At 35.4% G+C, this 26,583-nt stretch carries 24 protein-coding genes; 13 read left to right on the top strand and 11 right to left on the bottom strand.

Translation table 11 applies throughout. The annotated features are described in order from the left end of the window. Positions 1-232: 232 nt before the first annotated feature. The 6 genes from Q1V95_RS08985 to Q1V95_RS08960 all read left to right on the top strand — a co-directional run bounded on the left by Q1V95_RS08985 (position 233) and on the right by Q1V95_RS08960 (position 4,838). Complete coding sequence (locus Q1V95_RS08985; protein ID WP_300672894.1) at positions 233-694, top strand: heme-binding domain-containing protein; 462 nt, start codon at positions 233-235, stop codon at positions 692-694. Beyond that, positions 694-1,116: a DCC1-like thiol-disulfide oxidoreductase family protein gene (locus Q1V95_RS08980; protein ID WP_300672892.1), complete on the top strand. Its 423-nt coding sequence runs from the start codon at positions 694-696 to the stop codon at positions 1,114-1,116. Before Q1V95_RS08985 ends, Q1V95_RS08980 begins: the two co-directional genes overlap by 1 nt. Before the next feature lie 119 nt (positions 1,117-1,235). Next, on the top strand, positions 1,236-1,907 hold the full coding sequence (locus Q1V95_RS08975; protein ID WP_300672890.1) for a DUF4290 domain-containing protein: 672 nt from the start codon (positions 1,236-1,238) through the stop codon (positions 1,905-1,907). Further along, positions 1,907-3,214 (top strand): UDP-N-acetylglucosamine 1-carboxyvinyltransferase, encoded by a 1,308-nt coding sequence (gene murA, locus Q1V95_RS08970; RefSeq protein ID WP_300672888.1) that lies wholly within the window; start codon positions 1,907-1,909, stop codon positions 3,212-3,214. Before Q1V95_RS08975 ends, murA begins: the two co-directional genes overlap by 1 nt. A 609-nt stretch (positions 3,215-3,823) precedes the next feature. Beyond that, positions 3,824-4,384 carry an NAD(P)H-dependent oxidoreductase gene (locus Q1V95_RS08965; RefSeq protein WP_300672887.1) on the top strand — a complete coding sequence of 187 codons (561 nt, stop codon included), beginning with the start codon at positions 3,824-3,826 and terminating at the stop codon, positions 4,382-4,384. 220 nt (positions 4,385-4,604) lie between these two features. Next, positions 4,605-4,838 carry a hypothetical protein gene (locus Q1V95_RS08960; RefSeq protein WP_300672885.1) on the top strand — a complete coding sequence of 78 codons (234 nt, stop codon included), beginning with the start codon at positions 4,605-4,607 and terminating at the stop codon, positions 4,836-4,838. Between the two features lie 13 nt (positions 4,839-4,851). Here Q1V95_RS08960 and Q1V95_RS08955 read toward each other — a convergent pair whose 3' ends face one another. Genes Q1V95_RS08955 through Q1V95_RS08945 form a run of 3 tightly spaced genes read right to left on the bottom strand, consistent with a single transcriptional unit; the run spans position 4,852 to position 9,396 of the window. Continuing rightward, a complete protein-coding gene (locus tag Q1V95_RS08955) occupies positions 4,852-6,891 on the bottom strand; it encodes a DUF2207 domain-containing protein (RefSeq protein ID WP_300673084.1) in 2,040 nt (679 codons plus the stop codon). 10 nt (positions 6,892-6,901) lie between these two features. Continuing rightward, a complete protein-coding gene (locus tag Q1V95_RS08950) occupies positions 6,902-8,839 on the bottom strand; it encodes a DUF2207 domain-containing protein (RefSeq protein ID WP_300672883.1) in 1,938 nt (645 codons plus the stop codon). Between the two features lie 2 nt (positions 8,840-8,841). After that, complete coding sequence (locus Q1V95_RS08945; RefSeq protein ID WP_300672881.1) at positions 8,842-9,396, bottom strand: LemA family protein; 555 nt, start codon at positions 9,394-9,396, stop codon at positions 8,842-8,844. Between the two features lie 100 nt (positions 9,397-9,496). On the opposite strand from Q1V95_RS08945, the gene Q1V95_RS08940 reads away from it, so the two are divergent. Then, a complete protein-coding gene (locus Q1V95_RS08940; RefSeq protein ID WP_300672879.1) occupies positions 9,497-10,012 on the top strand; it encodes a DUF4833 domain-containing protein in 516 nt (171 codons plus the stop codon). Here the strand turns inward: Q1V95_RS08940 and Q1V95_RS08935 are convergent. Beyond that, the gene (locus Q1V95_RS08935; RefSeq protein ID WP_300672878.1) at positions 10,009-10,641 is read right to left on the bottom strand and encodes a YiiX/YebB-like N1pC/P60 family cysteine hydrolase; all 633 of its coding nucleotides are present in this window, start codon (positions 10,639-10,641) and stop codon (positions 10,009-10,011) included. The two genes, Q1V95_RS08940 and Q1V95_RS08935, sit on opposite strands and share 4 nt — an antisense overlap. 211 nt (positions 10,642-10,852) lie before the next feature. Here Q1V95_RS08935 and Q1V95_RS08930 point away from each other — a divergent pair, with 211 nt between their 5' ends. Further along, positions 10,853-12,121 (top strand): threonine/serine exporter family protein, encoded by a 1,269-nt coding sequence (locus tag Q1V95_RS08930; protein WP_300672876.1) that lies wholly within the window; start codon positions 10,853-10,855, stop codon positions 12,119-12,121. 83 nt (positions 12,122-12,204) lie between these two features. On the opposite strand, the gene Q1V95_RS08925 is transcribed toward Q1V95_RS08930, so the two are convergent. Further along, on the bottom strand, positions 12,205-12,660 hold the full coding sequence (locus Q1V95_RS08925) for a DUF1801 domain-containing protein (RefSeq protein WP_300672874.1): 456 nt from the start codon (positions 12,658-12,660) through the stop codon (positions 12,205-12,207). A gap of 84 nt (positions 12,661-12,744) precedes the next feature. Between Q1V95_RS08925 and Q1V95_RS08920 the strand changes: the two genes are divergently transcribed. Beyond that, positions 12,745-13,941 (top strand): pyridoxal phosphate-dependent aminotransferase, encoded by a 1,197-nt coding sequence (locus tag Q1V95_RS08920; protein WP_300673082.1) that lies wholly within the window; start codon positions 12,745-12,747, stop codon positions 13,939-13,941. 101 nt (positions 13,942-14,042) lie between these two features. Next, positions 14,043-15,059, top strand: a complete 1,017-nt coding sequence (gene murB, locus Q1V95_RS08915; RefSeq protein WP_300672872.1) for a UDP-N-acetylmuramate dehydrogenase — start codon at positions 14,043-14,045, stop codon at positions 15,057-15,059. Between the two features lie 43 nt (positions 15,060-15,102). Here murB and Q1V95_RS08910 read toward each other — a convergent pair whose 3' ends face one another. After that, positions 15,103-15,633, bottom strand: a complete 531-nt coding sequence (locus Q1V95_RS08910; protein WP_300672870.1) for a hypothetical protein — start codon at positions 15,631-15,633, stop codon at positions 15,103-15,105. A 209-nt stretch (positions 15,634-15,842) separates the two neighbouring features. On the opposite strand from Q1V95_RS08910, the gene proC reads away from it, so the two are divergent. After that, positions 15,843-16,646 (top strand): pyrroline-5-carboxylate reductase, encoded by an 804-nt coding sequence (gene proC, locus Q1V95_RS08905; protein WP_300672868.1) that lies wholly within the window; start codon positions 15,843-15,845, stop codon positions 16,644-16,646. Here the strand turns inward: proC and Q1V95_RS08900 are convergent. Together Q1V95_RS08900 and Q1V95_RS08895 are read right to left on the bottom strand one after the other, a co-directional pair. Then, positions 16,636-17,064, bottom strand: coding sequence for a VanZ family protein (locus tag Q1V95_RS08900; protein WP_300672866.1), 429 nt, complete (start codon positions 17,062-17,064; stop codon positions 16,636-16,638). The two genes, proC and Q1V95_RS08900, sit on opposite strands and share 11 nt — an antisense overlap. Beyond that, positions 17,064-17,435, bottom strand: a complete 372-nt coding sequence (locus Q1V95_RS08895) for a DMT family protein (protein ID WP_300672864.1) — start codon at positions 17,433-17,435, stop codon at positions 17,064-17,066. Before Q1V95_RS08895 ends, Q1V95_RS08900 begins: the two co-directional genes overlap by 1 nt. Positions 17,436-17,508: 73 nt before the next feature. On the opposite strand from Q1V95_RS08895, the gene lnt reads away from it, so the two are divergent. Further along, complete coding sequence (lnt, locus tag Q1V95_RS08890; protein ID WP_300672862.1) at positions 17,509-19,167, top strand: apolipoprotein N-acyltransferase; 1,659 nt, start codon at positions 17,509-17,511, stop codon at positions 19,165-19,167. A 6-nt stretch (positions 19,168-19,173) separates the two neighbouring features. Beyond that, a complete protein-coding gene (locus tag Q1V95_RS08885) occupies positions 19,174-20,010 on the top strand; it encodes a hypothetical protein (protein ID WP_300672860.1) in 837 nt (278 codons plus the stop codon). Positions 20,011-20,778: 768 nt separating this feature from the next. Here Q1V95_RS08885 and Q1V95_RS08880 read toward each other — a convergent pair. The 3 genes from Q1V95_RS08880 to Q1V95_RS08870 form a co-directional block, all read right to left on the bottom strand. Beyond that, positions 20,779-21,159 (bottom strand): hypothetical protein, encoded by a 381-nt coding sequence (locus tag Q1V95_RS08880; RefSeq protein ID WP_300672856.1) that lies wholly within the window; start codon positions 21,157-21,159, stop codon positions 20,779-20,781. A gap of 66 nt (positions 21,160-21,225) precedes the next feature. Further along, positions 21,226-21,696, bottom strand: a complete 471-nt coding sequence (locus Q1V95_RS08875; protein WP_079666753.1) for an AsnC family transcriptional regulator — start codon at positions 21,694-21,696, stop codon at positions 21,226-21,228. Positions 21,697-21,827: 131 nt separating this feature from the next. Next, positions 21,828-26,498 (bottom strand): translocation/assembly module TamB, encoded by a 4,671-nt coding sequence (locus Q1V95_RS08870; RefSeq protein WP_300672851.1) that lies wholly within the window; start codon positions 26,496-26,498, stop codon positions 21,828-21,830. Between the last annotated feature and the right edge of the window lie 85 nt (positions 26,499-26,583).

The raw sequence follows: 26,583 nt of genomic DNA, 5'->3' as shown, positions 1-26,583 counted from the left end.
GATTAAGAATGGGTTTCTCCGACTTTCGGAGCCCAATTTTTTTGCAAAGATAATCTTTTTAAAATAAAAACATTTGAGGGCAATATTAATAATGAATCTCACAATCAAATCAATATACTTTTCCAAACAATACTAGAATCAATTTATCTCAAATCCTAAAAAAATGATTTAAAACCCGTTTAAAATTCTTACCAGAAATTTTCTTAAATTCACCTTTTAAAAACCATTCGGAATGAAAAAAGTAATAACGGTACTTTTGGTCGCTTTTATCATGATTCAATTTTTCCCAATTGATAAAACCAATCCTGAAATTAATCCGCAAATGGATTTTGTAAACACGAAAAAACCACCTATTGCGATTGCAAAAATTATGAAAACCTCGTGCTACGATTGCCACTCCAACGAGACAAGATATCCTTGGTACGCAGACATTGCACCAGCATCATGGTTTCTAAAAAATCATATCGACGAAGGTCGAAAAAAACTGAATTTCTCAGGTTGGGCGACCTATGAGCCAAAAAGCCAAGTACACAAACTGGATGAATGTATCGAAATGGTCGAAAAAGATAACATGCCTTTAGAATCTTATATTTTGGGACATTCGGATGCTAAGCTTACTCCCGAAGCAAAAAAACTTTTACTCGATTATTTCCGCCAAGTTAAACAAGACACACAAGAAGCTAATATTTTTTAATGGAAAATTTTGATGCCGATTACCAAAATAAATACATTGTTTTCTACGATGGTGATTGTGGTTTTTGTAACTTTTGGGTTCAATGGATTTTGGATAGGGACAAGAAAGACCAGTTTTTGTTTGCTGCCTTACAATCTAATCTTGGGCAAAAATTTTTAAAAGAAAGACACCAAAATTTTCAAGATTTTGATAGTATTTTCCTTTGGAAACCAACATCTTTTTATCTTAAAAAATCGGACGCTGCTATTAAAATTGCACAAATTCTGGGTGGCCTCTATCGCACTGCAATTGTCGGAAAACTGCTACCACACTTCGTTAGAGATTTTATGTATGACCAAGTTGCCAAACGCCGCAAAAAATTAATGTCTCTACATTGCCGCATTCCCACAGAAAACGACCGCAAAAAATTTATCAACGACTAATTGTTGCAACAAGCCCCAAAGGCTTTACCCGCAAAATATTTAACCAGAAGCCTAAAATTTTAATATAGGTTCTTAGATTAGGTTTAACAAAAAAATCTATTATTTGCTATATTTGCATTATGGAATATAACACCCAAAGAAATGCGCTTCAGATGCCAGAATATGGCAGAATGATCCAAGAGATGGTAGAAATATGCAGAACACTGCCTACCAAAGAAGAACGTAATGATGCCGCAAGATCCATTATAGAATTTATGGGACAACGCAACCCGCATCTGCGTGACGAAGAAAATTACAAACACAAACTTTGGGATCACTTGTTTATTTTAGCCAAACATGATCTTGATGTAGATTCACCATATCCAATCCTGACACCCGACGAATTGTCGACCAAACCTAGAAAAATGCTTTATCCATCGTATGATAACGAGTACAAATTCTATGGTAAAAGTATTTTGCAATTGATAGAACGTGCAATCGAATTGGAAGCTGGCGAAGAAAAAGATGCTCTTATCCAAGTCATCGCAAATAATATGAAAAAATCCTACAATGTCTACAACAAAGAGCATGTGCAGGATGATGTTATTATTAGACACCTCAAAGATCTTTCTCAAAACAGATTGGATCTTACAGGCATCGATTCTCTAGATAAGAGTAAAATCTATTACAACAACAATCGTAATAATAACAACAAGAATAATAGAAACCAAAACACAAATAACAACGCGAAAAAAAGACATCACCACAACAACCAGAATAATCAAAACAATCAGAAAAATAACAGAAAATAATGAACGGAGCATTTGAGATAAGAGGAGGAAAGCAACTACATGGCGAGATTACACCACAAGGTGCAAAAAATGAAGCGCTTCAGATTTTATGTGCTGTATTGTTAACGGACGAGGAAATCAGAATTAAAAACATCCCTGATATCCATGATGTTAACCATTTAATTGAAATTCTTGGTGACCTCAACGTAAAAATTACTAAAAATGGTCAAGGCGATTATACTTTCAAAGCGGATGATGTTAATTTTGATTACATCAAATCAAAAGAGTTCAAAAAAGATGGTGCAAAACTTCGTGGCTCTGTCATGCTGCTTGGACCAATGTTAGCACGTTATGGCGAAGCTTATATGCCAACGCCTGGTGGTGACAAAATCGGAAGACGTCGTCTAGACACGCACTTCCAAGGTTTTGTTGAATTAGGTGCTGAATTCGCTTACGACGAACAAGAACAATATTATTCTTTAAAAGCAAAAGGATTACAAGGAAAATTCATCCTTTTGGAAGAAGCTTCTGTTACAGGAACTGCCAACATATTGATGGCAGCAGTTTTGGCAAAAGGAAAAACGAGAATCTATAATGCTGCTTGCGAACCTTATTTGCAACAACTTTGCAAAATGCTGAATCGTATGGGTGCTAATATTTCGGGAGTTGGATCTAACCTTTTAACAATCGAAGGCGTAACATCGCTTCACGGGACAGAACATACAATGCTTCCAGATATGGTGGAAATTGGTTCTTGGATTGGTCTTGCTGCAATGACAAAATCTGAAATTACCATCAAAAATGTAAACTGGAATCAGCTAGGAATTATCCCTGATACATTCAGAAAATTGGGTATCCAAATTGAAAAAAGCGGGGACGATATTTTGATTCCTGCACAAGAACATTATAAAATTCAGAAGTTTATCGATGGATCAATTTTAAATATTTCTGATGCACCGTGGCCAGGTTTTACACCAGATTTATTGTCCATTATTTTGGTGGTTGCAACGCAAGCAAAAGGAACTGTTTTGGTACATCAAAAAATGTTCGAATCGCGATTATTCTTCGTTGATAAATTAATTGATATGGGCGCACAAATTATTCTTTGTGACCCGCACAGAGCAACGGTGGTTGGACTTAATCATGAAACGCCTTTGCGTGGCACAACAATGACTTCGCCCGATATTCGTGCAGGAAATGCTTTGTTAATCGCAGCACTTTCGGCAGAGGGAAAATCAACCATCCACAATATTGAACAAATCGACCGTGGTTACGAAAACATCGATGGTCGTCTGAAAGCTTTAGGCGCAGATATTCGAAGAATTTAACTCTAAATAATTAAAAGGCATTCTGAAAAGAATGTCTTTTTTGTTTCTGATTTTTTTTCAATCATTAAACCTTTGTAATCAAATAAGCTACGAGCAAGATGCTCGAACAAGCGCAGAAATGTTCTTAAAAAAAATGTATTCCTAAAAAGTTCCGGAGGAACGAGCTGATAATAGAAACCAATTTTTATGTTAAGCGGAGCTCCGTAGGAGCGACCTGTTAATCTAGTTTATTTTAAAACTTTCTACGCTAGCGCAAGCGTCACGCTTGTGCTAAAACATAAAATAGCACACAAGGAAAATACATACACCAGCGTAGAAACGTTCTTGAAAAAAAATGTACTAATCAAAAGTTCCGAAGGAACGCACTGATAATAGAAACCAATATTTATGATAAGCGGAGCTCCGTAGGAGCGACCTGTTAATCTAGTTTTTTACATCACTAAAACTTTATCGTCGAACCTGAACTCGCTGGCGCAAGCGTCACGCTTATGCTAAAATACAACATAGAACACGAGCAAGATACTCGCATCAAAATTGGAAATAAGTCTAATTCCAATTTTACTTTAAATTCTTAACAAAATTCGATAACTTTAGATTTCAAAAAAATAAATGATGGATAAAAAACATGTTGGCATATTTGTAGGAAGTCTTCGAAAAGAATCTTTTTCAAAAAAAATTGCGGAACAGTTGCTAAGTATTGCTCCAGATAATATGGAATTCGAAATTATCCCAATTGGACAACTAGAACTGTACAATCAGGATTTTGACGATCATAATGAATTACCAGAATCTTACATTCAATTTAGAGAAAAAGTTAGTCAACTCGATGCTGTAATTTTTGTAACGCCAGAATACAATCGTGGTTTGCCTGCGGTTCTCAAAAATGCGATTGATATTGCTTCTCGACCATCTGGCAAAGGCGTTTGGGCTAAAAAACCAGGTGCAGTCATTAGTAACTCGCCAGGATTGTTAGGCGCTTTTGGAGCCAATCATCAGTTGAGACAAAGCTTAACATCAGTTAATGTTTACACCATGCAGCAGCCTGAAATCTACTTAAGTCAAATTTCAAAAGCTTTTGATGAAAACGGAACTATGGACGAACGTACAACAGAATACTTAAAAAAGTTTGTCACCGCTTATGCTGATTGGTGCTCGGTTTTTTGGAAGTAATTTTTAAACAAACATTTTTTTGAAATACATCAAATTTGTTTTAATAACACTAAGCCTAATAGTTATTTTGCTACTAGGCTTGTTTTTGTTTTCGAAACCTAAACAAATTATCATTGCAGAATACAATTCAAACTACAAATCAATTTATCCAAAAACGAACTTTGTAAAATTTGAAAACAAAGATTTTTTAATCAAGGATATTTACCAATATCGACTCAATTTGTTAAATGAAATTCAGTTTATTGGAAGTGAAGGTCTTGCCGTGCAAAAAATCGGATTCTTTGAACTTTTTAAAACCAATGAAAATTCGGAAATACCTAAGTACTTAAAGTTTAGAAAATTAAATAAGCAAATTATTTACAACTCGAAAACCTATACTATTTCTGAAGAACGAAAAGACACAATAATTTCAAAAATTAAAGAGGATAAGATTATTCTTTTTGTCACAGAATAAAAAGCGAAAAACACTACCAGCCACCTCCGCCGCCACCGCCACCGCCACCGCCTGACGAACCTCTTCCACTTGATCCACTAGATCGCGAACCACCAGAATAAGAACTGGATGAGGACGATCGTGACGAGGATGACGAATAAGAACCTGATGAAGAAGACGAAAATGATCGACTGCTCGTATAGATTGGTGTACTCGACGATGACAAAGACATCGAAAGTGCTGAAGCCGCATTAGAGTCAAAGGCGAAACTAGAAAAAGTTGAAGATTCTAAAACCGATGCCCCCAAACTATCTCGAAAGCGCTTTCCCCAAATCTCTTGGACACCTAAAGCAATGGCATAAGGCAAAAACTTCTCATACAAATCCGTTGTCATTTCTGGTGGGTTATGGAATTTTAGTTGCGCTTCTTCTGCTGCCCCAAGGTACATTTTGAAACCATCAATTTCTGATTTCATTAAGATTTTATCAGCAGATGGTCTTTTTATGAAGTATTTAAAAATGAGTAAACTGACACCTCCAAAAATTAAAAACTTAAAACAATCTGAGCCTAATCTCGTCATATCACCTGAGTTACCAAAAGCAAATAAAAACAAGGGTAACGAAAAAAGCGATAAAAATGCTAATAAAGCGAAAACGACAAAGGTTTTAGAAAACTCTTTCCAAAGTGTTAAAACAAGCATTACAATTAAGCCATCAAAAAAGATTAGCATCGATCCAATCCCAAGCATTTCAAAACTTCCATCAACCAAACAAGCATAAAACAAACCCAATAAAAAGGTCGCGACAATAATCCATAAAGCATTGTACACAAGGCGAATATTAGAAATTTCAATTGTGAATTTGACCAAGTTTTTCTCTAAAAAAGCAGATAAACTAGTGTCCGCATTTCGAAGCTGCGAATTGTAAGTGCCATCCACTTTTATCGACGTTGTCTTGTCATTAAAAAGTTTTTTAAACACTAACTCTTCATCCTCTTGCAAACTTCTTGGTCCTTCAAAAAGTTTAACAATATTATAAACTCGGTTAACACTGTACTCCACTTGCGAAGACAAATCTTCTTTAAGAGAAATCACTTTTTTGACCGCCAAATCTACAAGATTGGCAGCAAGTTGTGATGTATCGTATTTGCCCGCATTAATATATCCAATGCTTGCAGGAGACAAATCATAAGGCGCGTTGAATTGTGGAATAACAATCGGTTTTTCGATGTTTCTTCCATACCTCAGCCAATTTCGGATGTAGTAAAAAAGCAAATAACATGCGACCAAAACCAAGGGAATTCGGTCTTTATTTTTTTTAATAAATTTTGAAAAAGCAGATGGCGCTTCCAAGACATTCGGTTTAAAACCAACTGCAATTGTCAAATTTTCCTCAGGTTTAAGATTAGAAGCTTTAAAATTCATTTCTAACTTCGTAACTTTTTCGGAAGTACAATTCGACTCTTGGCTTCCATACCGTCCAGTATAACAAGAATTTTGAAGAATATCAGCGCCAGCAGGCAATACCACATTTGCACTAATATGTTCTATTGGAAAACTCCAATCGGTTCCGTTAACATTCCAATAAAACTCATCATAATTTTTGAAATGTCCAATTTGGTCTGTTGTTTCGTAGCTTATTTCGTAGGTGTAAAATCCAGCTCTTAACAAAACATCTTTCGAACCGATATAGATATTAAAAACACCATTCATTTTTTCGATGTGGTAATTTTCATTAACACCGTCTTTTTTAATGGAAATAATTTTGTAATCAACCTCTTCGACACCATCATTAATGTTTCGAAGCATTGGTAATGCACGGAAAAGTCCACGTTTTATTTGCTCACCAGTTGCATAGACTTTAATGGTCTCGGTAACTTTGACCACCGACTTTTTGGAAATTACAATATCGGAATGAAAATCAATGACACGCTCTTGCTGAATAGAAAGTGAATCCTGAAGACTATCTTTATAATCTTCAGGAATTTGATTTTCTATAGAAATTGTTGGTGTTATTCCTTGCGAAAAAACCAGTGAATAAATCGCTAGGAAAAAAACTAAAAATATTTTTTTCATTATGTTAGGATTACCAGCCGCCGCCACCACCACCGCCACCGCCGCCGCCAGAAAATCCGCCGCCGCCAGAGCCGCTACCGCCAGAACTGCTGTTAGATGGTGCCGTAGATCCAGAGCTGATAGAATTGGTAAGACTGTTGTTAAGTGAACTGCCAAAACTGCCAAGCCCCATATAGTTACCAACATACCAAGATGCTGTATAGCCCACAGCCATTGATAATAGCGCCGCTTCAAACTTTTTACCCCAAATATCGTCAACACCTAAAACCATGGCGTAAGGCAAATATTTTTCGAAAATCTCGGGCGTCATTTGAGGAGGATTATGGAATTTCAGTTGTTCATTTTCTGCAGCTCCCATATACATTTTGAAACCGTCAATCAGAGATTGTTGTCTCAACTTTTCTTCGGATGGACGTTTTATTAAATATTGGAATACCAATAGCAAAACAAAAGAAACCAAAGCAAACTGAATGCAGTATCTAATATCTGGCTCAATTGCTGACGTAAATCCCATTGCTAAAAACTGTCCTGCAAAGATCAACCCAAAGAAAGCGCCTATCAATCCACCACAACCGACAATTTTTATTTTTCGGAAAAACTGTGTGATAACAAAATAAACGACCACTAAAATAACATACAAGAATCCACCAATCATTACAAATGCAAAGTCATCATTTTTGAAGCAAGCCAAAACCAAACATCCAAAATAGATCAGTGTCGCAATAAGGAAAGGCTTCAAAACAAATTTCTGATTGTTTCCCTGTTGCAGAAACGCTTTATGTTGCATATCAAGATTAACTGTAAACTCTTGAACCGAGTCTTCAATTTTTGGATCATAAGAACCATCCAAAGAAACTTCATGACGATTTTTGAAAAGGTAATTCATCAATGCGATTTCTTCTTTTGGAAGACTTTCGTCTGGTTCTTTAATTTTCTCAATGTTAAAAATCTGAGACTTCCCTAATCCCAAAAAGCCTTTGGATTCGGACTCGACAATTTTTGTATAACCTTTAATAGAAAGATCCACTAAAGCTGCCGTTAAATAAGTATTGTTATAAGACTCGTTTTTGATGTAGCCAAGACTTGCAGGCGAAAGATTCTCTGGCACATTAAATTGCGGATATACTGTAGGTTTCGGTGGATCGATACCATATTTTCTCCAAAGTTGATAACAATAACCAGCCAAACCTAGTAAAGAAGCTAATAGAATAGCAACAATACCATATTTCTCAAAGAAACTTGGCGGTGGCGGCGGCGCAAAAACCCCTTTGTTAAAACCAACTGCAATCGTTAAGTTCTCATTATTGCGTAGATTGTCTGCACTCCACTCCATTGTATGATCATCAATTTTTTGTGAAGAACAATTGGATTCGGTGCTTTTCGCGGCTCCTGTATAACAAGAATTTTGTAAAATTTTCGCTGCACTTGGCAAAACAACTTTCGCTGAAATATGATCTACTGCAAAATCCCAATCCAATCCATTGACATTCCAATACAGCTCATCATATTTATCAAAAAAACCAATCTGGTTCGCAACTTTATATTTAATTGCAAACTCATATTGTCCTGATGGCAGGTCTGTGTCTTTGCTGCCAATATAGATTTTGTAATATCCAGAACCTGTTTCGCTGTGATAATCAACTTTTTGACCATCTTGTGTTACAGAAATGATATTGTATTTTAATTTTTGATTTTTTCCGTTAAGTTTTCTTTCAGTCAAAAAAGTTCTAAAAATACCATGACGAATATTAATGCCTAGACTATTAACTTTAATAGTCTCCGTCACCTCCAATCCACCTTTATCATCAACTAAAATGTCCGAATGATAATTGAGGATTTTTTCGGTTTGGCTATAATCGGATTGTGTCGCTTCGGACTCGCTCGCAACATCTTGGCTGAAACCAAGCAACGAACAGCAAAGCGTAAATATCAGCAGAAAATATTTCATTGCTAGAATTTTACAGTTGGAACCTCGCGCTCAGCAGCATTTTGAAGCTCAAAGAAAGGTGCTTTTTCAAACTTATACATATTTGCAACAATATTGCTAGGGAAAGATTCTACAGCAGTATTATTTTCGCGAACCGTTCCGTTATAATAACGTCTTGCTTTTTCGATATCGCCTTCGATGTTAGAAAGTTCGCCTTGCAATTGTTGGAAGTTAGCATTCGCCTTCAAGTCTGGATATTGCTCTGCAACTGCCATCAAATTAACCATCGCTTGGCTCAAGTTTTTCTCGGCCGATTCTTTATCTTGGACATTGTTAGCACTTACCGCATTAGCTCTAGCTTGGATCACACTATCCAAAGTAGAACGTTCATGCGTCGCATAACCTTTAACAGTCTCTACTAAATTGGGGATTAGATCGTGGCGTTTCTTCAACATAACATCAATACTACTCCAGCCTTCTTGGACTAGATTACGAAGTCTAACCAACTTGTTATAGGCTGAAACAAAATAAAGAACTACAAAAAGCGCGATCGCTAAAATTATCAATAATGGAATCATAAATAAGGTTTTGATTAAAATTAAACATTTTCTGTAAAACACAAAGCTAATTCTAATTTAATTTTAAATTATTATTTTTGAATTAAAGCTTTTAATCAAAATGAAACTATTATTGTTTTTTGTATGCTTTATCAGTTTCAAAATCTGTAAAGCGCAGACCAATTATCCGACACCTGACAAAAACCAAAACCATCTATTCTACATACAACACAGTGATAATCATAACACTTTTGTATATGACGCTGTTATGGATGGCACAAATATTTCGGAGAAAAATCCCATCAACATTTACCGAGTTTTATACGATGAAAATGCTGAAATAAAACCTTTGACTATGGTTCAGAAATCGATGGCTTACGGTTATGATTTCAAAAAAATCGATAGCAACTATTTTGAATTTTCTTTAAAAGGACAAAAAAGCCTGAAGCTCTACCTAGGTTTTAACAACCAACAAAAACCCGCAGTTTTCTTAACGGTTAATGGCAACAAGATTTATCTTGAAAAAATGTTTATTCAATTAAAAAGTTTTGCACTCAAACCTAGTGCCGAATATATTTTGCTAATTGGTAAAGATTTTGAAACGGGAAAAAGCGTCACCGAAAAGGTGAAAATTTAATCTAAAGTTTTAACGCGTTCTAGTTTTTCTGATCCCGCCAATCCATTAGGATTACAGCCCAATTTACCTTCTGGAACTTCGAGATTTTTCTTTTGATAAAATTCTTTCCAAAAAACATTCGTTTGACCAGTTTTCGGATCGACAAAAGTCATAGGCTCTAACTTAAAAATTTGATCTTTTCTAAAGGCACGCTCAATAAAATCAGAGCAATAATAAGAATTCTCATTTAGGATATAATCAAAATTATAAGGTTTCCCGACCAAAGCATTTGCTTGTTTTATGGCATACGGAATGCTATTCTGAAATGGATTTTTTAAACGATAAACGACAATATGCTGACCATTTTGTTTTTGTTCTTTTACAAAATCCGACATGGCTTGTCGCTGAGATCCACCACGAGGTGCGGCATGCAAAACAAAATAATCTTTGCCTGATTTTTCGACCAAACCAATATGATCAAAATTGGCTAACTCTTCCCTTTGCGTAACATTGTTAATCGCGCCAGAAAGACCTTCCTGCTTTGCGGTTACAAATAATAAATCACCATTTTCCACACCATTATATTTTTTGTGAGAAGCGCAACCAACCAACATCCAACAAAATACAAGGAAGAATAATTTCAGTTTCATAAGGCTTCTTTTTTCGGTTGCAAATTTACGAAAGCATTTCAAAACTTTTGAAAGTCATTTTTTTTCCTTTAGAAAAGACATAAAAGCAGATTTATCTTTTGTAAATTGCAAAGAGATTGTTCTAGCAAAACCTTGAATATTATTAGTAAAAAATAGATTTTTGAACAGTCAGATTTTCCAAACTTTAAAAACACAAATATAATTTCTAAATATGATCCTTGACAAAAATGAAGTCCAAAAAAGACTAGGATTGTTGGTTATTTTGGCAACATCAATGATCGAATCTGGACGCTCGATAAGCGGAACCGTTAGAATCGTAAAAGCCTCAGCAAAAGGAATCGGTTTAAAAAATGTCTTAATAAATGCAACTGGCAAAATTGTTTCTATTCAATACATTGATCCCGACAATGAAGTTTTCATACGAAATGGGATTGCAAAATCTGTTGACGCTTTCGACTGTGATAAGATGAAGCAACTAGAAATTGTCGCGAGCAAAATATCTTCGGGGGATTTCACCGTCGAAAAAGGCATTGAAGCCATTGAGCAGTGCAAAAATATTTCAAAACCTTGGTGGTGGGTTACTGGTGGACTTTCTGTTCTAGGCTTTTGTGTGGCATTACAAGTTGGCGGACTATTTGTAACCGCATTAATTGCGGGACTTCTACATTTCCTTGTTTCAATTTCTGGGCGACTGCTATCGCGTTTCAATATTCCAAACTTATTTTCTGTCGCGTTACAATGTATTGTAGGAGGCGCAATCGCATTTGGCGCTCATTATTTAGGATTAATTTCCCTCACAGGAGCCATTGTAGCTTTGGCAGTAAGTTGGATGCTTTTGGTTCCACAATCATTAATAATTTCTGCGGTCTTGGATATTACCAATCAACAATATGTTGCCGGAATTACCCACACATCTTTGATTGTCCTTATTAGTTCCGGAATTTTAATGGGCGCAGTTATGGCATTATCGATGACTTCCGTATTGCAACTTCCGCAGGATCAAAAAATAATTCTGCCCACGTTGTCAATTCCTTTAGGCATTCTTTTTTCGGTGATTGGTGCAACCGCCAATGCGATGGCCAATTCTGGAGGAAAAAGCCTCATTATTCCTGCTGCGATTATAGGTCTTGTCACCGCAAGTATTAATCAAATATTACTTCATTTTTTTGAAATGCCTTCACTTTGGGCAGCTTCAATAACGGCAATTATTTTAGGTTTTTTCTCAGAATTACTAGCGCGAAGAGTAGTATACCCTGCTCCTGTATTGGCTTTAATGGGAATTGCAGGTGCTCTACTACCAGGTTTAGTGGTTTATAATGGCGTTGCGTTACAACTCTTCAATGAGGATGGAACCAAATACTTTATACAAGCTGCTTTAACTTGTATCTGTCTAGGCATTGGCGTGACGTTTGGATTTTTGTTGGCTTCCTATATTAAAACAAGATACAACCGAATTCAGTCATCCTTTGTACAATCTTAGAATAAACTAGAAATCACTCAGAGCCTGCTTAAAGTTTTGTTTCCAACATTTTTAAATAGGCTCTAAGTTTAACTGAGTTTTTTTTATCGTTTATAATTGGTTTCGTAAAAACTAATCCAATCTTGCGGTGTCATTTTCGTACACAATTCTCCAATTAATTCCAATGGAATATCATCCATTTTTTTGAATCGAATACAAGATTTACCCATGTCCAATTTTCTTTTAGAATGCTTTGGATATTCTTCTGTAAACCACTTTAGCAATTCTGGTTTCGCATAAAGTCCCATGTGATATAACGCTACAAAATTCTTTTGCGACGCCAAATTAATAAACGGCAACGGTGTTCCTGGCGCACAATGATAACCTGCAGGATAATCTTTGAGAGGAATCGCCCAGCCGAGCATTCCATAACTTGGGATATTCTCAAAACCTTTGGGAAGATTAGCATTAATGGTCTCTACAATTTTCAAGACAACCTCTTGGCGATCTTCAGGAATTTTAGAAATGTAATCTTCAACACTCGACGCTTCTATTTGCATAAGTAGTTTATATTTAGAATTATATAAATGAAGCCTAAATTTAGAAAATTAAATCTTATTTTTGCCATACAAATTTTTGAAATTATGCCAAAAATATCACAACGCGCGCGTCACATGCCGCCTTCTCCGGTTAGAAAATTGGTTCCATTTGCTTTGCAAGCCAAACAAAAAGGAATGAAAGTCTACCACCTCAACATTGGTCAACCCGATATTGAAACACCACAAACAGCTTTAGATGCTATTAAAAATATAGATTTAAAAGTTCTAGAATACGCACTTTCTGAGGGAAATCTTGACTACAGAAAAGCTTTAACAACTTATTACAATACGCTTGGTTTTGAAGATATCACACCAGATAACATTATCGTTACCAATGGTGGTTCCGAAGCATTAAATTTTGCAATCTCAACACTTTGCGATGATGGCGACGAAGTAATCATCCCAGAACCTTACTATGCGAATTACAATGGCTTTACCAGCACTTTCAATGTAAATGTTGTTGCAATCCCATCGAGCATTGACAGTGGTTTTGCATTGCCTCCAATGGAAGAATTCGAGAAAAAAATCACGGACAAAACCAGAGCGATTATCATTTGTAATCCAGGCAATCCAACAGGTTACCTTTATACAAAAGAAGAATTACAACAACTTGCTGACATTGCATTAAAACACGATATCGTGGTAATCTCTGACGAAGTGTACAGAGAATACGTATATGATGGCAAGCAACAGATATCAATGTTGTCATTCCCAGAATTGGCTGACAATTGTATCATTATCGACTCCGAATCTAAACGTTACTCGATGTGTGGTGTTAGAATTGGATGTCTGATTACACGTTCTCAAAAGATTCACGATGCAGCAATGTTGTTTGCACAAGCAAGATTGAGCCCAGTATTAATTGGTCAAATTGCAGCAACTGCGGCGCACGTTAACGATGACGCTTACATCCGTGGCGTTCGCGAAGAATATACAAAGCGTAGAAATCTTCTTGTTGACTTGCTAAACGAAATTCCTGGTGTAATTTGTCCAAAGCCAAAAGGTGCTTTCTATTGCGTTGCAGAACTTCCTGTTGATGATACAGAAGTGTTTGCACAATGGCTTTTGGAAAGTTATTCTAACAACGGCGAAACCATTATGGTGGCGCCCGCAGGAGGATTCTATAGCAATCCGGAATTAGGAAAACGCCAAGTAAGAATTGCTTACGTTTTAAAATCTGATGATTTGAAGCGTAGTGCAGAAATCCTTCGAGACGCTCTTAAGGTCTATAACGAAAGATAATTTTAAAATATTGAAGCGGGAATTTTTCCCGCTTTTTTTATGATGCTTTATGAAGTTAAATTCTTTTAAATTTGATAATTTAGCAGTTTCAAATTCTAAGAATGATTCAGAAAAATCTTTCCCTAAAAGCTTTCAACAGTTTTGGTGTTGACGCACAATCTAAATATTTTGTAAAAGTAGAATCTGTTGAAGCACTTCGCGAAGTACTTCAAAATCCAGAAATCCAAAATGAAAACTTATTGTTCTTGGGTGGTGGAAGCAATATTCTTTTGACAAAAGATTTTGAGGGTTGCGCCATTCAGCTAGATTTTAAAGGGATTTCTGAAAAACAATTGGACGAAAATCATGTTTTGGTAACAGCAAAGGCTGGCGAAAATTGGCATCAATTTGTGCTGTATTGTTTGGATAAAAACTATGGTGGTCTGGAGAACTTATCCTTAATTCCTGGGAATGTTGGTACATCGCCAATGCAGAATATTGGCGCTTACGGCACCGAAATAAAAGATGTTTTTGAATCTTGTGATGTTCTAAATCTGGAAACTTTAAAAGTTGAAACTTTCGATTTAGAGAAATGCAGATTTGGTTACCGCGATTCTATTTTTAAACAAGAAGGAAAAGGTAAATACGTCATCTTGGATGTCACCTTTCGTTTGACAACGCATCAACACAACATTAAAACGGAATACGGCGCTATCAAAGGCGAACTCGAAAAAATGAATATCGAGAATCCTAGCATTCAAGAGGTTTCTAAAGCTGTGATTGCGATTAGAGAAAGCAAACTTCCGAATCCTAAAGAAATTGGAAACGCGGGAAGCTTCTTCAAAAATCCAACAATTCCGTTAAGTCAATTCGAGGTTTTAAAAGATAAATCCCCCAACATACAAGGCTATCCAAATGGCGATTGGGTAAAAGTCCCTGCAGGTTGGCTCATCGAACAATGTGGCTGGAAAGGCAAACAAATTGGAAATGTTGCGACGCATCATCTTCAGTCTTTGGTGATTATCAACAAAACAGGAAATGCGACTGGAAAAGAGATTTTCGATTTTTCAACAGAAATTATTAATTCGGTTAAAGAAAAATTCGGCATCGAGTTAGAGCGCGAAGTGAATATTATTTAAAAAAGCAGCCTTTCAGTATTTCTGAAAGGCTGTTTTGGTAAAATTATTTTTTCTCATAAATCCCTGTCAATATCGTATCATACCAACCATCGGGATGATGATAAAATCTTTGGTAAACAGTTACTTTTATCTTCATATCTGGTAGCATTTCTATATTTTTAATAATTGGCATACCATATTGCAACTGATATTCTTCACTATTATTCCCTCTCCTATATTCTATCATATTATTTTTTTTATAATACTTCACATAAGCTAAGTCGCCTCTTGATAAATAATCAATATCATAATTATTGTACTCAGGAAAAAAAGAGGCAAAAGGGATTATTATTTCAAGTAGCGAATTTTCATTTATTTTGAGTGGATGATTACGATAATAACTATAAAAAACATCCAACTCGTTTTTAAAATCTGTTGTCGCAACACCATCTAAATTAAGATCCAAAGCTGTATCCGAAACCAAAGAAAGCATTTTATAAATTCCCATAATCTCTCTCGTTTGCGCATTAGACTCTTCATCTCGGCTACACGATGATAAACAAAAAACAAGCAATAAAGTCGCTAATATTCTCATAAAATTTGATTTGATTTTCTAAATGTATAAATATAGTGCTTAAAAAAAATAATTCATCCTTTTTCCCCAAACAAATTATTAAAATCACCAAACAACAACAAAAGAAAAGAAAATATTTCTACTTCAAATAAAACAAAAGAATAAAATCACTATTTTTAAACAAAATTAAAACAAAATTAAAACAACATTATCCAAATCATTATTTAAACATGAAAATTTGCGTTTTAGGAGCAGGCAATATGGGCGTCTCCTTTTCAAAATCTTTTTTAAAGTACGAACTTATCAAAGCTTCAGATTTAGAATTAATCGTTAGAAGCGATAACAAAGCCGAAAAACTTCAATCCGAATTCTCGAAATCGACGGTTAGCACTTTCGAAAAGGTTGATAACATTGAGGCAGATTTAATAATCATCGCCGTAAAACCGCAAGATTTTCAATATGTTGTAGAACATCTTCCATTCAAAATAAAAGAAAACCAAATGCTTTTATCCATAATGGCTGGTGTCAAAATCGAAAAAATACAAAAAGCTTTTAATCATAAATTGGTCGTTCGAGCGATGCCAAATTCACCAACACTTTTAGGCATGGGCATCACAGGTTATACGGCGGCAGAAGGCATCAGTTTTAGCCAACTTATCAATATCGAGCGATTGCTTAACAGCACTGGCCGTTCGGTTTATTTGGAAGACGAGGAGCAATTGGACGCTGTGACGGCACTTTCGGGAAGTGGACCTGCTTATTTTTATTACATTATCGATGCGATGATAAAAGCAGGAATCGAAATGGGCATCGAAGAAAATCTTTCGAAACTTTTTGTAAAACAAACAATGCTGGGCGCTTATCACCTAATCAACAATTCGGACAGAAGTTTGGAAGATTTAATAAAAGATGTCGCGTCCAAAGGTGGAACAACCGAAGCTGCACTAAAAAGTTTCAATGAAAGTGAATTAAAATCGACCATCGAAAAAGGAATTTTAGCAGCCGAAAAACGCTCGAAAGAACTTAATGCTTAGCAGCAAAAATCCTTTCAAAAAAATTCATTAACAGAAATCCGAGACTCATCCCAATCGAGTTAAGGAGAATATCATCAATGTCGAAAACACCAAGCCTTGTGAAATATTGCAAGGCTTCTAATATGACCAACACAAAAACAAAACCGATAAGCAAAGTTCTGTAATCATAGTACTTTGGGAAAATCCAAGCCATAAATCCAAAAGGTAAAAACATAAATAAATTCCCAAAAATGTTGATGAGAATATCTTTAATAAACAAGGTATTTTCGACAAAGCGAATGGTCGACGCAAGAGGTTTTAACCTTACAATATTAATTGACATCACCTCTCGACCAAAGCCCAAAAACATAAAGTACAGCAACAAAATACTGTACGGAATAATGAGAATTCTGAAACTTGTTTTTAAAAACTTGAGCATTATTTTTTAAAGATAAAATAAACGGCGAGAATCAGAAAGCCAAAACCGATAAGATGATTTGGTCGAAGCGTTTCATTTTTGAAAACGAAAATCGCAAACACTGTAAAAACACTCAAAGAGATTACTTCCTGAATAACCTTTAGTTGCCATAAATTAAATGGTCCACCGTTTTCTTTAAAACCCATTCTGTTTGCAGGAACTTGCAAGACATATTCGAAAAAAGCGATGCCCCAACTTATCAAAATAATGCTGATAAGACCGAGATTTTGCGACCAATTCATATCCTTAAATTTGAGGTGTCCATACCACGCCAAAGTCATAAATGTATTCGACAAAATCAAAAGCCCAATTGTTAAAATCACTTTTCCCATAAACCGTTAAATATCATTGCAAAAATAAAGTTTACACCATTATAATATCGTATTTTTGGGTAAATTTTCAGCAATGAAGTACATCATCCTAAGTTTAATTTCCGCGTTATTATTTTGTGTTTCTTGGCCAACATACGGCGTACCTTATTTTATATTTTTAGCCTTTGTGCCTTTACTTCTAGTTGAGCACGAGATTACAAAATTTAGCAAAATAAAACACAAGTCTTGGGCGGTTTTTGGATTATCCTATTTAGTATTTATCATTTGGAATATCGTGACGACAGGATGGTTGTACAATTCTCTTAACCCTGATGGAAGCCACTCGTTGATGGCAGTTGTTTTCCCTGTGGTCGTTAATTCGTTGTTGATGTCGTTGACCTTTCAGTTTTATCATTGGTACAAAAAAAGTCAAGGAACCTATTTTGGATTGGTATTTTTTGTGGCGATTTGGATGGTTTTCGAAAAATTTCATTTGAGTTGGGAGCTAACTTGGCCATGGCTAAATCTCGGAAATGTTTTTGCAGATCAACACCAATTTATCCAATGGTATGACACTTTGGGCGCAACTGGTGGTAGTCTTTGGATATTGTTAGTTAACGTTTTAGCATTTTACACCATCAGAATTTGGGAAGCTGGCAGACAACGAAAGTCTTTAATCATCAATACTTCTTTGGTTGTAGGATTGGCGGTTATTCCGATGTTGATTTCTTATTTGATGTACTTTAATTACGAGGAAAAACCTGTCGGAAGTGTTAATGTGAGTATGTTGCAACCCGACCTCGATCCGTACAAAGAAAAATACCAAAAAGATAGCATTACAATCGTTTCGGATTTGTTGAATATTGCAGGAAAAAATAGTGTTCTGGATACCAAACATAATCCTGAAAAAATTGATATTTACCTTGCGCCCGAAACTTCTTTCCCTGGTTATGGAAGTATCAGCGAACGTGGTTTCCACAATAGTTTGCTGATTAATGATATTAAATCTTTTCTTTCGCAGCATCCCAAAACTTTGTTTGTAGGAGGTGTCTCAACCTATTATGTTTACCAAAATGAAGAGGAGAAAAATCAAAAGTCAAAAACAGCAAGTCTTATTGAAGGACGCAATTTTTGGGTTGACGAATACAATTCGGCGGTACAAATTATTCCGAACCAAAATGTAGAAGTCTATCACAAAGGCAAATTGGTGCCTGGTGTCGAAATTTTCCCTTACATGAATGTCCTAAAACCACTTCTTGGTGATGCTATGCTTAACATGGGTGGAACGGTTCATTCGTTAGGGATTGATCAAGAGCGTAAAGCATTTTCGAATCCTTTTAACAAAGCGAAATTAGCGCCGATTATTTGCTATGAAAGTATCTATGGCGAATTCACGAATGACTATGTTAAAAAAGGGGCAAACCTACTAACAATCGTTACCAACGACTCTTGGTGGGGCTTTTCGCAAGGTCACAAACAATTATTGGCTTATGCTAAACTTCGCGCTATCGAAACACGACGCGAGATCGTCCGTGCAGCCAACAGCGGAACCAGTGCGCACATCAATGCGCGCGGTGATATTTTGGAAGAACTTCCCTATGGTGCACAAGGTGCTTTAACAGCGAAAGCAAACCTTTTAGAAGGCGAAACATTCTATGTGAGAACTGGCGATTTGTGGTCGCGCATCTGCATGTTTGTTGTTGGATTTTTAATTTGTTTTATTCCAGGAAGAAAATATCTAAACCGAAAATAAACCACCTTGGCGCTTCAAGATTTTATTACGCAAATTTGGGCAAAATCGACTGGTCGAAAATTAAATTCTCCACAAGATGATTGGTTGCTAGGACCAATTGGCGATTCGGATTTCCAAATAAACTATGTTGATAAAATCGCAAAAGAAGAAAATTTATATTTAGCTGAAAATAGTCCCGAATCGGGATTAATGGAAGACGACATCTTTTTTAAAACCGATTCTGACACAAGAATCCATCCTAAGATTTTAGATTTTTATCAAAAAACCTCGAATTATAGTTTTGGAATCGAAGCCACTTGGAATCCTTTTTTCAAAATCTTTTCGAATCTGCTGCAATTGCTTTTTAGTAATCGATTGCAACAACTCAATTTGCCATCGAAATCTGCCGACCTCAACACCAGCTTGATTAGTAGCATTTTAAAACTTAAAAATAAATCTACTAACAAAACAGTTTGGACAATTTGGAATCGTAAATCTGCGAAAACTCAAAAATTAATATTTTCGGGAATCTACACGTTTTGTAAAATTAAAGACCGCGATTTTTTTAAAGTTATTTTTCCACTTCCCAATGGCAACGCCAGCGTTCTCCTCGAAAAGGAAATCTTAAACGATGGAAGTTTGATTTTAAAATCAAATGGAAAAAAGTTTGGCGAAACTGGTTTTTATTTTGTTTTAAAAGACAAGAAAAGTCAATTCTACGGACGTTATGTCAAGACTATGCACGAACAATTGGATTTAAAATTTAATTCCGAAAATCAACAGATTGATGCCTTACACCAATTTTCTATTTGGGGTATTACTTTCTTAAAATTAGAATATACGATCAAGGAGAAAGCGAATTGATTTTTGATTTTTGATTTTTAAAGCCGTAAAAGATCTAATTTTTAAAAAAGGTTTAATATTAAACTACAAAAGTTTTTCAAGTTAAATATTGTGATTAATAGGTCGCTCCTACGGAGCTCGCTCTTTGCATTATTTAATTGCTACTAACAGAATGCTCCGCTGGAGCATTTTTCAACAACTATTTTAAGATAAAAAAACTTAAGCTTGAAAATATATTAAAGCAAAAAAAAATTATATTAAAAGCATCATCACAGAAATCAAAAGCAATCACTACGAACCGCAAAAGATTCTTCTTACAAGTTTGAATTAAAAAGCTTTAAGATTATTAGGTCGCTCCTACGGAGCTCGCTTTTTGCATTATTTAATTGCTATTAACAGAAAGCTCCGCTGGAGCATTTCTTCAGCAACTATTTCAAGAAAAAAAATAAAGCTTTGAAAATACATTAAACCTAAAAAGTTTTTTATCTAAAGCTTGATCACAGAAAATAAAAGCAATCATTATGAACCACAAAAGATTCTTCTTACAAGCTTGAACTAAAAAGTTTTAAGATTATTAGGTCGCTCCTATGGAGCTCGCTTTTTGCATTATTTAATTGCTATTATCAGAATACTCCGCTGGAGCATTTCTTCAGCAACTATTTCAAGAAAAAAAATAAAGCTTTGAAAATATATTAAACCACAAAAGCTATTTGTACCTTATAGTAATTAAGACGAACTAAAAATTTAAAACACAAGTTTTTTTTAATTCAGAAAAGTTAAGACTAGAATTTATCTAAAATCCTTCCAACGTGGAATAACGACCAACAATCCTAGTCCTACGAAGAAAAACAAAACGCTGACATCGGAATACAAAAAGGTTGATAAAAAGTAATTGTGGATAAGGAAATGAACTATTAGGAAAAACGGAAAAGCATAAACTCCGATTTTTTTGTACATGGCTATCAAAATCAAACTTAGAACCGCCAATGCATCAACCGCAAAAACAATATAAAAATACCAAGTCGGAATGTTAATATCGGTATGCTGCGTATATTCTGCCAAGTCGGTATTAACAGACAAATAAAAATGCAGTCCTAGGAATATTAAAATTCCGTAAAAATATTTGTTAGCAGCCCAGCTTTTATCGAGTTTTGTTGTCGTTTCGTTCATGCTATAAAGATAAAAAGGGCATTTGAATAAACAAAGCCCTTTTCATTAAGTTTTGGATGATATAAATTATATCGAAACTGCGTTGATCAATCTATTTTTGTCACTTAAGTATTCTTCCATAGAAATCATACTTTCAGTTCTCATAACATCTTGGATGTCATCAATTTGATAGATAATACGTTTAGCATCTTCAGTATTTTTAGCTCTCACTTTACAGAAGATATTGTATTTTCCAGAGATAACGCTAGCTTCTACAACATTAGGAATCAACGACAATTCTTTAAGAACATCTTGCGTTCTGTTAGACTTCGTTAAAAGGATCCCTATAAAGGCTGTAAAGTGGTAATCTAATTTTCCATAATCGATGTTAAGAGACGATCCCAAAATGATCCCAGCATCTTCCATCTTCTTCACTCTCACGTGGATTGTACCCGCAGAAACGTCCATTTGCTTTGCAATTTCAGTAAATGGCATTCTCGTGTTTTCTACCAAAAAATCTAATATTTTTTTATCGATTTCGTCTAGTTGGTAATTCATAACTATTAAATATTGTATTGTTAAAAATTCTAAGAATCTTTTGCAAATTTATAAAAAATCATTAAAACAAAAAAAAATCAGCATAACATTAACAAGATTTAACGAACTTTCACAATTCTTCTAATAAAAACCTATTTAATTGTATCTTTTTTTAAAGAATCAATTTTTATGACTTGATTTTTATCATCTTTTTTATTCTCATTTTTTTCTTTTCTTTTACTCTTGAACAGATATTTAAAAGAATCAAAACTTTTAGAATACACAACCCCAACACCATAACTTTGGTTAAGTCCCGCAGATGCGACACCTACACCAATATTTGACGGTTTAGAATAAGCTCTTAACAATCGCGAACCGTTATTCGTCTTACTCCAATCATATTCGATAATTCCTTCCCCAGAAAGGAAGTTATTGGTAGAAGCATTGTCTGATCTAGCTACTGGAATCCCCAGACCAGTTTTAATTTTAACTCTTGGCGAAAGTGCGAAACTCACACTCGTATTGACACGGTCTCCTGTATTAGAGCCTGCATCACCTTGGATATAGCCCAAGTCAATTTGGTAAACATTACTAATGGTATTAAGTACAGAACCTAGTTGTTTGAACAACATATTATAACCAGCGTTTTCTGCAGTACGACCAAGATTAATATCGAAACCTGCCGTGTTAGAAACATTAAAACTGTTCATGGCAAGGATAGACCCAAACTGAATAATCTTTTCTCCTTCGTCTGACATTTTGGTTGCCAAAGCCTCTTTAACTTGTGACGAAACATCTGGCGCACCAACTCCAAAAGCGATTTGCGGTTTAGTAAGACTTCCTGTAATATCTGCTGTTAGCTGCACATTGATTGGCTGCAAACTTAAACCTAAATATTCACCAGCATTGGTCACGGTTCTCATATAATTGGCCGTAATTGCCAAATCTGGTGTCATCGCATTACCATCCCAACGGATGCTACTTCCTTTTGCAATTTGGAACGTTCTACTAAGAATTGCTTTAGAAACAAAAGTTCCGTTATCAACATTATAAGTTCCGTTAATGGCAATATTTCCGTTTCGTTCCATTCGGAATTTCAATGGATTAGCGTCTCCTCGAACACTAATATCACCAACATCATCACCTACCAAAACATTAACCGTAGTACCTTTGTCAACAACAAGGTTAAAGTCAATCAACATATTAGCACCACTTTTCTTCTTCTCTTCTGCAACAATAACGCCCGCCTCATCACGCTTGAGGAATCTTAATATTTTGAATTTCTCAATATGCGATGTCGAGTTACTGTTAAATGTAAAACTACTCATATTAAGCGCTTTCATATTTGGCGTGGTAATTTCTAAAGCAGAAACTGGTCCCGAAACATACAAGTCACCTTTCGCATAGACTCTACCCCAGAATAAATCGTTATCGTCTTGCGTACTATTCAGAACTAAAAGATTGTCTGCTTCCATGATTAAGTTGATCGCCATAGAAGACAAAGTTTCAAACTGGATCATCCCCGAAATACGACCTTTGGAATTAGCACGACCATCACTCACTTCGACACTGTTGATTAAGGCTTGACCTTTAGATAAATTAATAACTGTATCTGCAAACTTGTAATCTACACCTGTAAATAAAAGTTTAAGTCCGAAACCTTTTAATGCAACATCTCCACTGTAATCCAAATTCGCTAAAGTCCCAGAAATCTTCAAATCTCCAGAAGCTTTACCTCGGAAATTGCCGAAAATTGACTTCACAAATTGTTGTGCAAAACGAAGATCAAACTCGTTCATTTCTGCGTTCAGATCAAGTGTCGGCGATTTGGTATTATTGTCAACATTTCCCGTTACATGCAAGTTGTTGCTACCAAACATTTCACTAGACTTCGCCTGGATGTCAATGTCAAAAATATTTGGTTTGGCACTCTTGGTTGCATTAATGACAAAGTCGCCCATTTTTTCACCATTCATCTTAATGTCTTGGACTTTAAGATCGATAAGTGGTTCTAGGTTTTTGTCATTCATTTTAATCTTGACAGAACCATTCGCAAGTCCTTTGATATCGAGATTATTATCACTATCACCAGATGATGTTAGTGCTAAAATTTTGCTAATGTCAAAATTCGTCACTTCGGCATCCGCGTCAAAATCTTTAGCAGACTTAAAGGTTGCTTCTTTCAACAACAACGAACTATCATCTGAATAAATCCTCAAATTATGAACTTGGAAATCTTTTTCTTTAATACGATAGGTAATCGAATGATCCAGCTCTGGACTGGTATCAATACTAAATGCAACGTTATTGACTTTAACCTCGGTTGGCTCGAACCTAAAGACATAATCGCCTCGGTTATTTGTCGTTTGGTTAAGGTTAACAGCATAATCTTTGAGTTTGTTATCAGCTTCTTCGTCCAAAGTTCCCAATTTGAAATTGGTAGCAATATGCAATCTTTGGTTATTCTCGTTATTCGCTTTTAACTCTAGATCCTTAATAACATTTTTGTTATACTCGCCTCTTTTAACACTAGCCAAAAGTTGTTGATTAAGATCCGCTGTATTAATACGCAATTGCAGACTATCAACCATTGCACTATCTATAGTTTTCTTAAGCTCTGGCTTGTAATGTTCATCTGTTTCTGCCAAGAATTTTTCAGCTTCGGTTAGCTCTTCTTGCTTGGTCATGATGTATTTAAGATAAGGCGCATCAGCATCCAAAACCAAATCGTTGGTAGAACCCTGATAATTACCTTTTACAATTGCGCCTTTAGGAATTTTAATTTCTGGCATAAAAAAGGCTACCAAACCTTGTTGGATATCCAAATCAAAATTAAAATATTGTCCATTATAAGTCTTACGTGGCGGATTACCAACCATAATTTTGTTAACACTATTGGTTAACATCTTTCCAATATCTTCTAAGTTAAAATGACCATGAACTTTAGCTTCCAATGCACCTGGCGAATCTACCGAAACGATGCGATTTCCATTTTCGAAAAAGGCTTTAACTGCTGAATTTGGCAACACCAATTTTTGCTTAGGTGACACTAAAGTCAAATCTTTAAGATTAGCATCCACATTGAGGTCGTTAAGATCCGTCATTGCAATTTTGCCATCGATAACGCCACTTACGCTGTTCATATCTCCTGCAGAAACACCCCAATGCTGTAAATTAACATATTGAAGATTTGCGACTACATCCGCTTTTAATCTTTTCGTTGCAAAATCAATAGTTCCTTTTACGTTAGCCTTTGCATTAGGATCGTTAACATTCACTATTCCGTTGTAGACTTTTCTGGTCAAAGTACCATCCAAAAGAATGTTTGTGATGTTTTTGCCCATTAACTCAATGCGCGCAATTTCGGATTTGGTACGAAGTTGCATTGTGTTGATGTCAAAACTATGTCCATCCACATTGAATTTCCCTGTAACCAATCCAACTTGTTTATTCTTAGTAAAGGCTGTTACATTAAGATCTTTAACATCGAAGTAACCTCGGTAATGCGGATTTTTTGTACTATAATCTGTTAAATAAAAATTCTGAATTTTAGCTTGTCCAATTCCAGTGATTGCTTCACCGTTTGCAAATATCTCTTCAGGTCTTGCACTTATTGCGCCTTTGTATTTTAAACGACCAAAATCGTCGGCGATGTTTCCTAAACTTTTAGCAATAAAACTTGGCAATGCTGCTTTCAGTCCTTTATAAGTAAAATCGGCATCTAATTGATCACTTTGTATAAAGAATTTCTTATGGAGCACGTCAGCAATTTTCAGACTTTTAGAATGTAAATTAACATCCGTTGAACGAACTTGGAAATTCTCCAGTTGCATTTTATTAAGTGGTCCAGTCATCGTTCCCGACATATTAATCGGTGTATAATTGTCCCAATTGGTCACAAAATAACTTAGGTCATAACCGCTCAATTGACTGCCTGGCTTAAACTCCAAATCCCAATTAACTTTATCGCCAAAATCTGCAAAGCCTGTTTTTGGATCGAGATTAAGCGTAACACCGCCCATCAGCAAAGAATGATCTGTGTTAAACACCAAATCACCTAATTTTAGATGTTGTTTGGTAAGTTCAAAATTAGTTGCGAATTGATCTACAATATGCTCTTTTCCCCAACGTTTTGTAATCAACGAAAACTTGTTAACAGCGGCATTAACATTTGGTCCAACAACTTTAATCTCGTTGGAATGGATGTTAATATTTCGAGCATCTAACCAACGTCCCTCCTCGCCTGGATGATTTTCGTTGACAATACTTGCCGTACCATTAACAATGTCAAGTGCTAGATTTAAAGTAAAAGGTTTCTTTTTTGGATCTCGAGGTTTACCATCCTCAAAATTTTCGATGTAGCGAATAAAATTGCTGATGCTATCACCTTTGTAGGTAATAACTTTAAAATTAGGTTCAACAATTTTCGCTTTATTAAACTTAAGATTTCTCGTGTTAAAAGCTAAGGCAAACCAATCCGAATTGACTTGCAACTCTTTAGCATTAATAAATTCAAACTTCTTATAGTCATTAATATGCACACCTTTGAGAACGACATCGCCAAAAAAATTAATTTCAATGTCATCCACCTTTAATCCCATGTGGAGGTCTTTATTTAGAAAGGTGATCGCTTCGTTTGCGATATAGCGTTTGGTAACTGGAAGATTAATTGCAATAAGAATTAGCAATATAAGTCCGAGTAGCCCGACAATAAGGTAAAGTGGTATTCTTACCCAAAGCGAACTTTTATGCTTTTTGGTCACCGCTTCCGTTTTTTCCGGATTTGGTTGATTTGTGTTTTGTTTATTTTCTAACTTTGCCATTCTTATGAGCGAAACAATTATTTTAGGAATTGAGTCATCTTGCGACGACACTTCTGCTGCAATTATCAAAGGAAATCAAATTTTA

The sequence above is a fragment of the Soonwooa sp. genome (assembly GCF_030151385.1).
Classification (GTDB): Bacteria; Bacteroidota; Bacteroidia; order Flavobacteriales; family Weeksellaceae; genus Soonwooa.
Note: the sequence above shows the minus strand (reverse complement) of the source record. Positions and strands in the feature narration are given on the sequence as shown.

What these genes read in the sequence shown, in the direction of transcription:
- Q1V95_RS08900 (WP_300672866.1), bottom strand. Translation starts at nt 17,064, where the DNA reads ATGCTCAAGTTTTTAAAAACAAGTTTCAGAATTCTCATTATTCCGTAC.
- Q1V95_RS08950 (WP_300672883.1), bottom strand. Translation starts at nt 8,839, where the DNA reads ATGAAATATTTTCTGCTGATATTTACGCTTTGCTGTTCGTTGCTTGGT.
- Q1V95_RS08920 (WP_300673082.1), top strand. Translation starts at nt 12,745, where the DNA reads ATGCCAAAAATATCACAACGCGCGCGTCACATGCCGCCTTCTCCGGTT.
- Q1V95_RS08935 (WP_300672878.1), bottom strand. Translation starts at nt 10,641, where the DNA reads ATGAAACTGAAATTATTCTTCCTTGTATTTTGTTGGATGTTGGTTGGT.
- lnt (WP_300672862.1), top strand. Translation starts at nt 17,509, where the DNA reads ATGAAGTACATCATCCTAAGTTTAATTTCCGCGTTATTATTTTGTGTT.
- proC (WP_300672868.1), top strand. Translation starts at nt 15,843, where the DNA reads ATGAAAATTTGCGTTTTAGGAGCAGGCAATATGGGCGTCTCCTTTTCA.
- Q1V95_RS08975 (WP_300672890.1), top strand. Translation starts at nt 1,236, where the DNA reads ATGGAATATAACACCCAAAGAAATGCGCTTCAGATGCCAGAATATGGC.
- Q1V95_RS08945 (WP_300672881.1), bottom strand. Translation starts at nt 9,396, where the DNA reads ATGATTCCATTATTGATAATTTTAGCGATCGCGCTTTTTGTAGTTCTT.
- Q1V95_RS08895 (WP_300672864.1), bottom strand. Translation starts at nt 17,435, where the DNA reads ATGGGAAAAGTGATTTTAACAATTGGGCTTTTGATTTTGTCGAATACA.
- murA (WP_300672888.1), top strand. Translation starts at nt 1,907, where the DNA reads ATGAACGGAGCATTTGAGATAAGAGGAGGAAAGCAACTACATGGCGAG.
- Q1V95_RS08985 (WP_300672894.1), top strand. Translation starts at nt 233, where the DNA reads ATGAAAAAAGTAATAACGGTACTTTTGGTCGCTTTTATCATGATTCAA.
- Q1V95_RS08930 (WP_300672876.1), top strand. Translation starts at nt 10,853, where the DNA reads ATGATCCTTGACAAAAATGAAGTCCAAAAAAGACTAGGATTGTTGGTT.
- Q1V95_RS08940 (WP_300672879.1), top strand. Translation starts at nt 9,497, where the DNA reads ATGAAACTATTATTGTTTTTTGTATGCTTTATCAGTTTCAAAATCTGT.
- murB (WP_300672872.1), top strand. Translation starts at nt 14,043, where the DNA reads ATGATTCAGAAAAATCTTTCCCTAAAAGCTTTCAACAGTTTTGGTGTT.
- Q1V95_RS08925 (WP_300672874.1), bottom strand. Translation starts at nt 12,660, where the DNA reads ATGCAAATAGAAGCGTCGAGTGTTGAAGATTACATTTCTAAAATTCCT.
- Q1V95_RS08870 (WP_300672851.1), bottom strand. Translation starts at nt 26,498, where the DNA reads ATGGCAAAGTTAGAAAATAAACAAAACACAAATCAACCAAATCCGGAA.
- Q1V95_RS08910 (WP_300672870.1), bottom strand. Translation starts at nt 15,633, where the DNA reads ATGAGAATATTAGCGACTTTATTGCTTGTTTTTTGTTTATCATCGTGT.
- Q1V95_RS08880 (WP_300672856.1), bottom strand. Translation starts at nt 21,159, where the DNA reads ATGAACGAAACGACAACAAAACTCGATAAAAGCTGGGCTGCTAACAAA.
- Q1V95_RS08875 (WP_079666753.1), bottom strand. Translation starts at nt 21,696, where the DNA reads ATGAATTACCAACTAGACGAAATCGATAAAAAAATATTAGATTTTTTG.
- Q1V95_RS08955 (WP_300673084.1), bottom strand. Translation starts at nt 6,891, where the DNA reads ATGAAAAAAATATTTTTAGTTTTTTTCCTAGCGATTTATTCACTGGTT.
- Q1V95_RS08980 (WP_300672892.1), top strand. Translation starts at nt 694, where the DNA reads ATGGAAAATTTTGATGCCGATTACCAAAATAAATACATTGTTTTCTAC.
- Q1V95_RS08965 (WP_300672887.1), top strand. Translation starts at nt 3,824, where the DNA reads ATGATGGATAAAAAACATGTTGGCATATTTGTAGGAAGTCTTCGAAAA.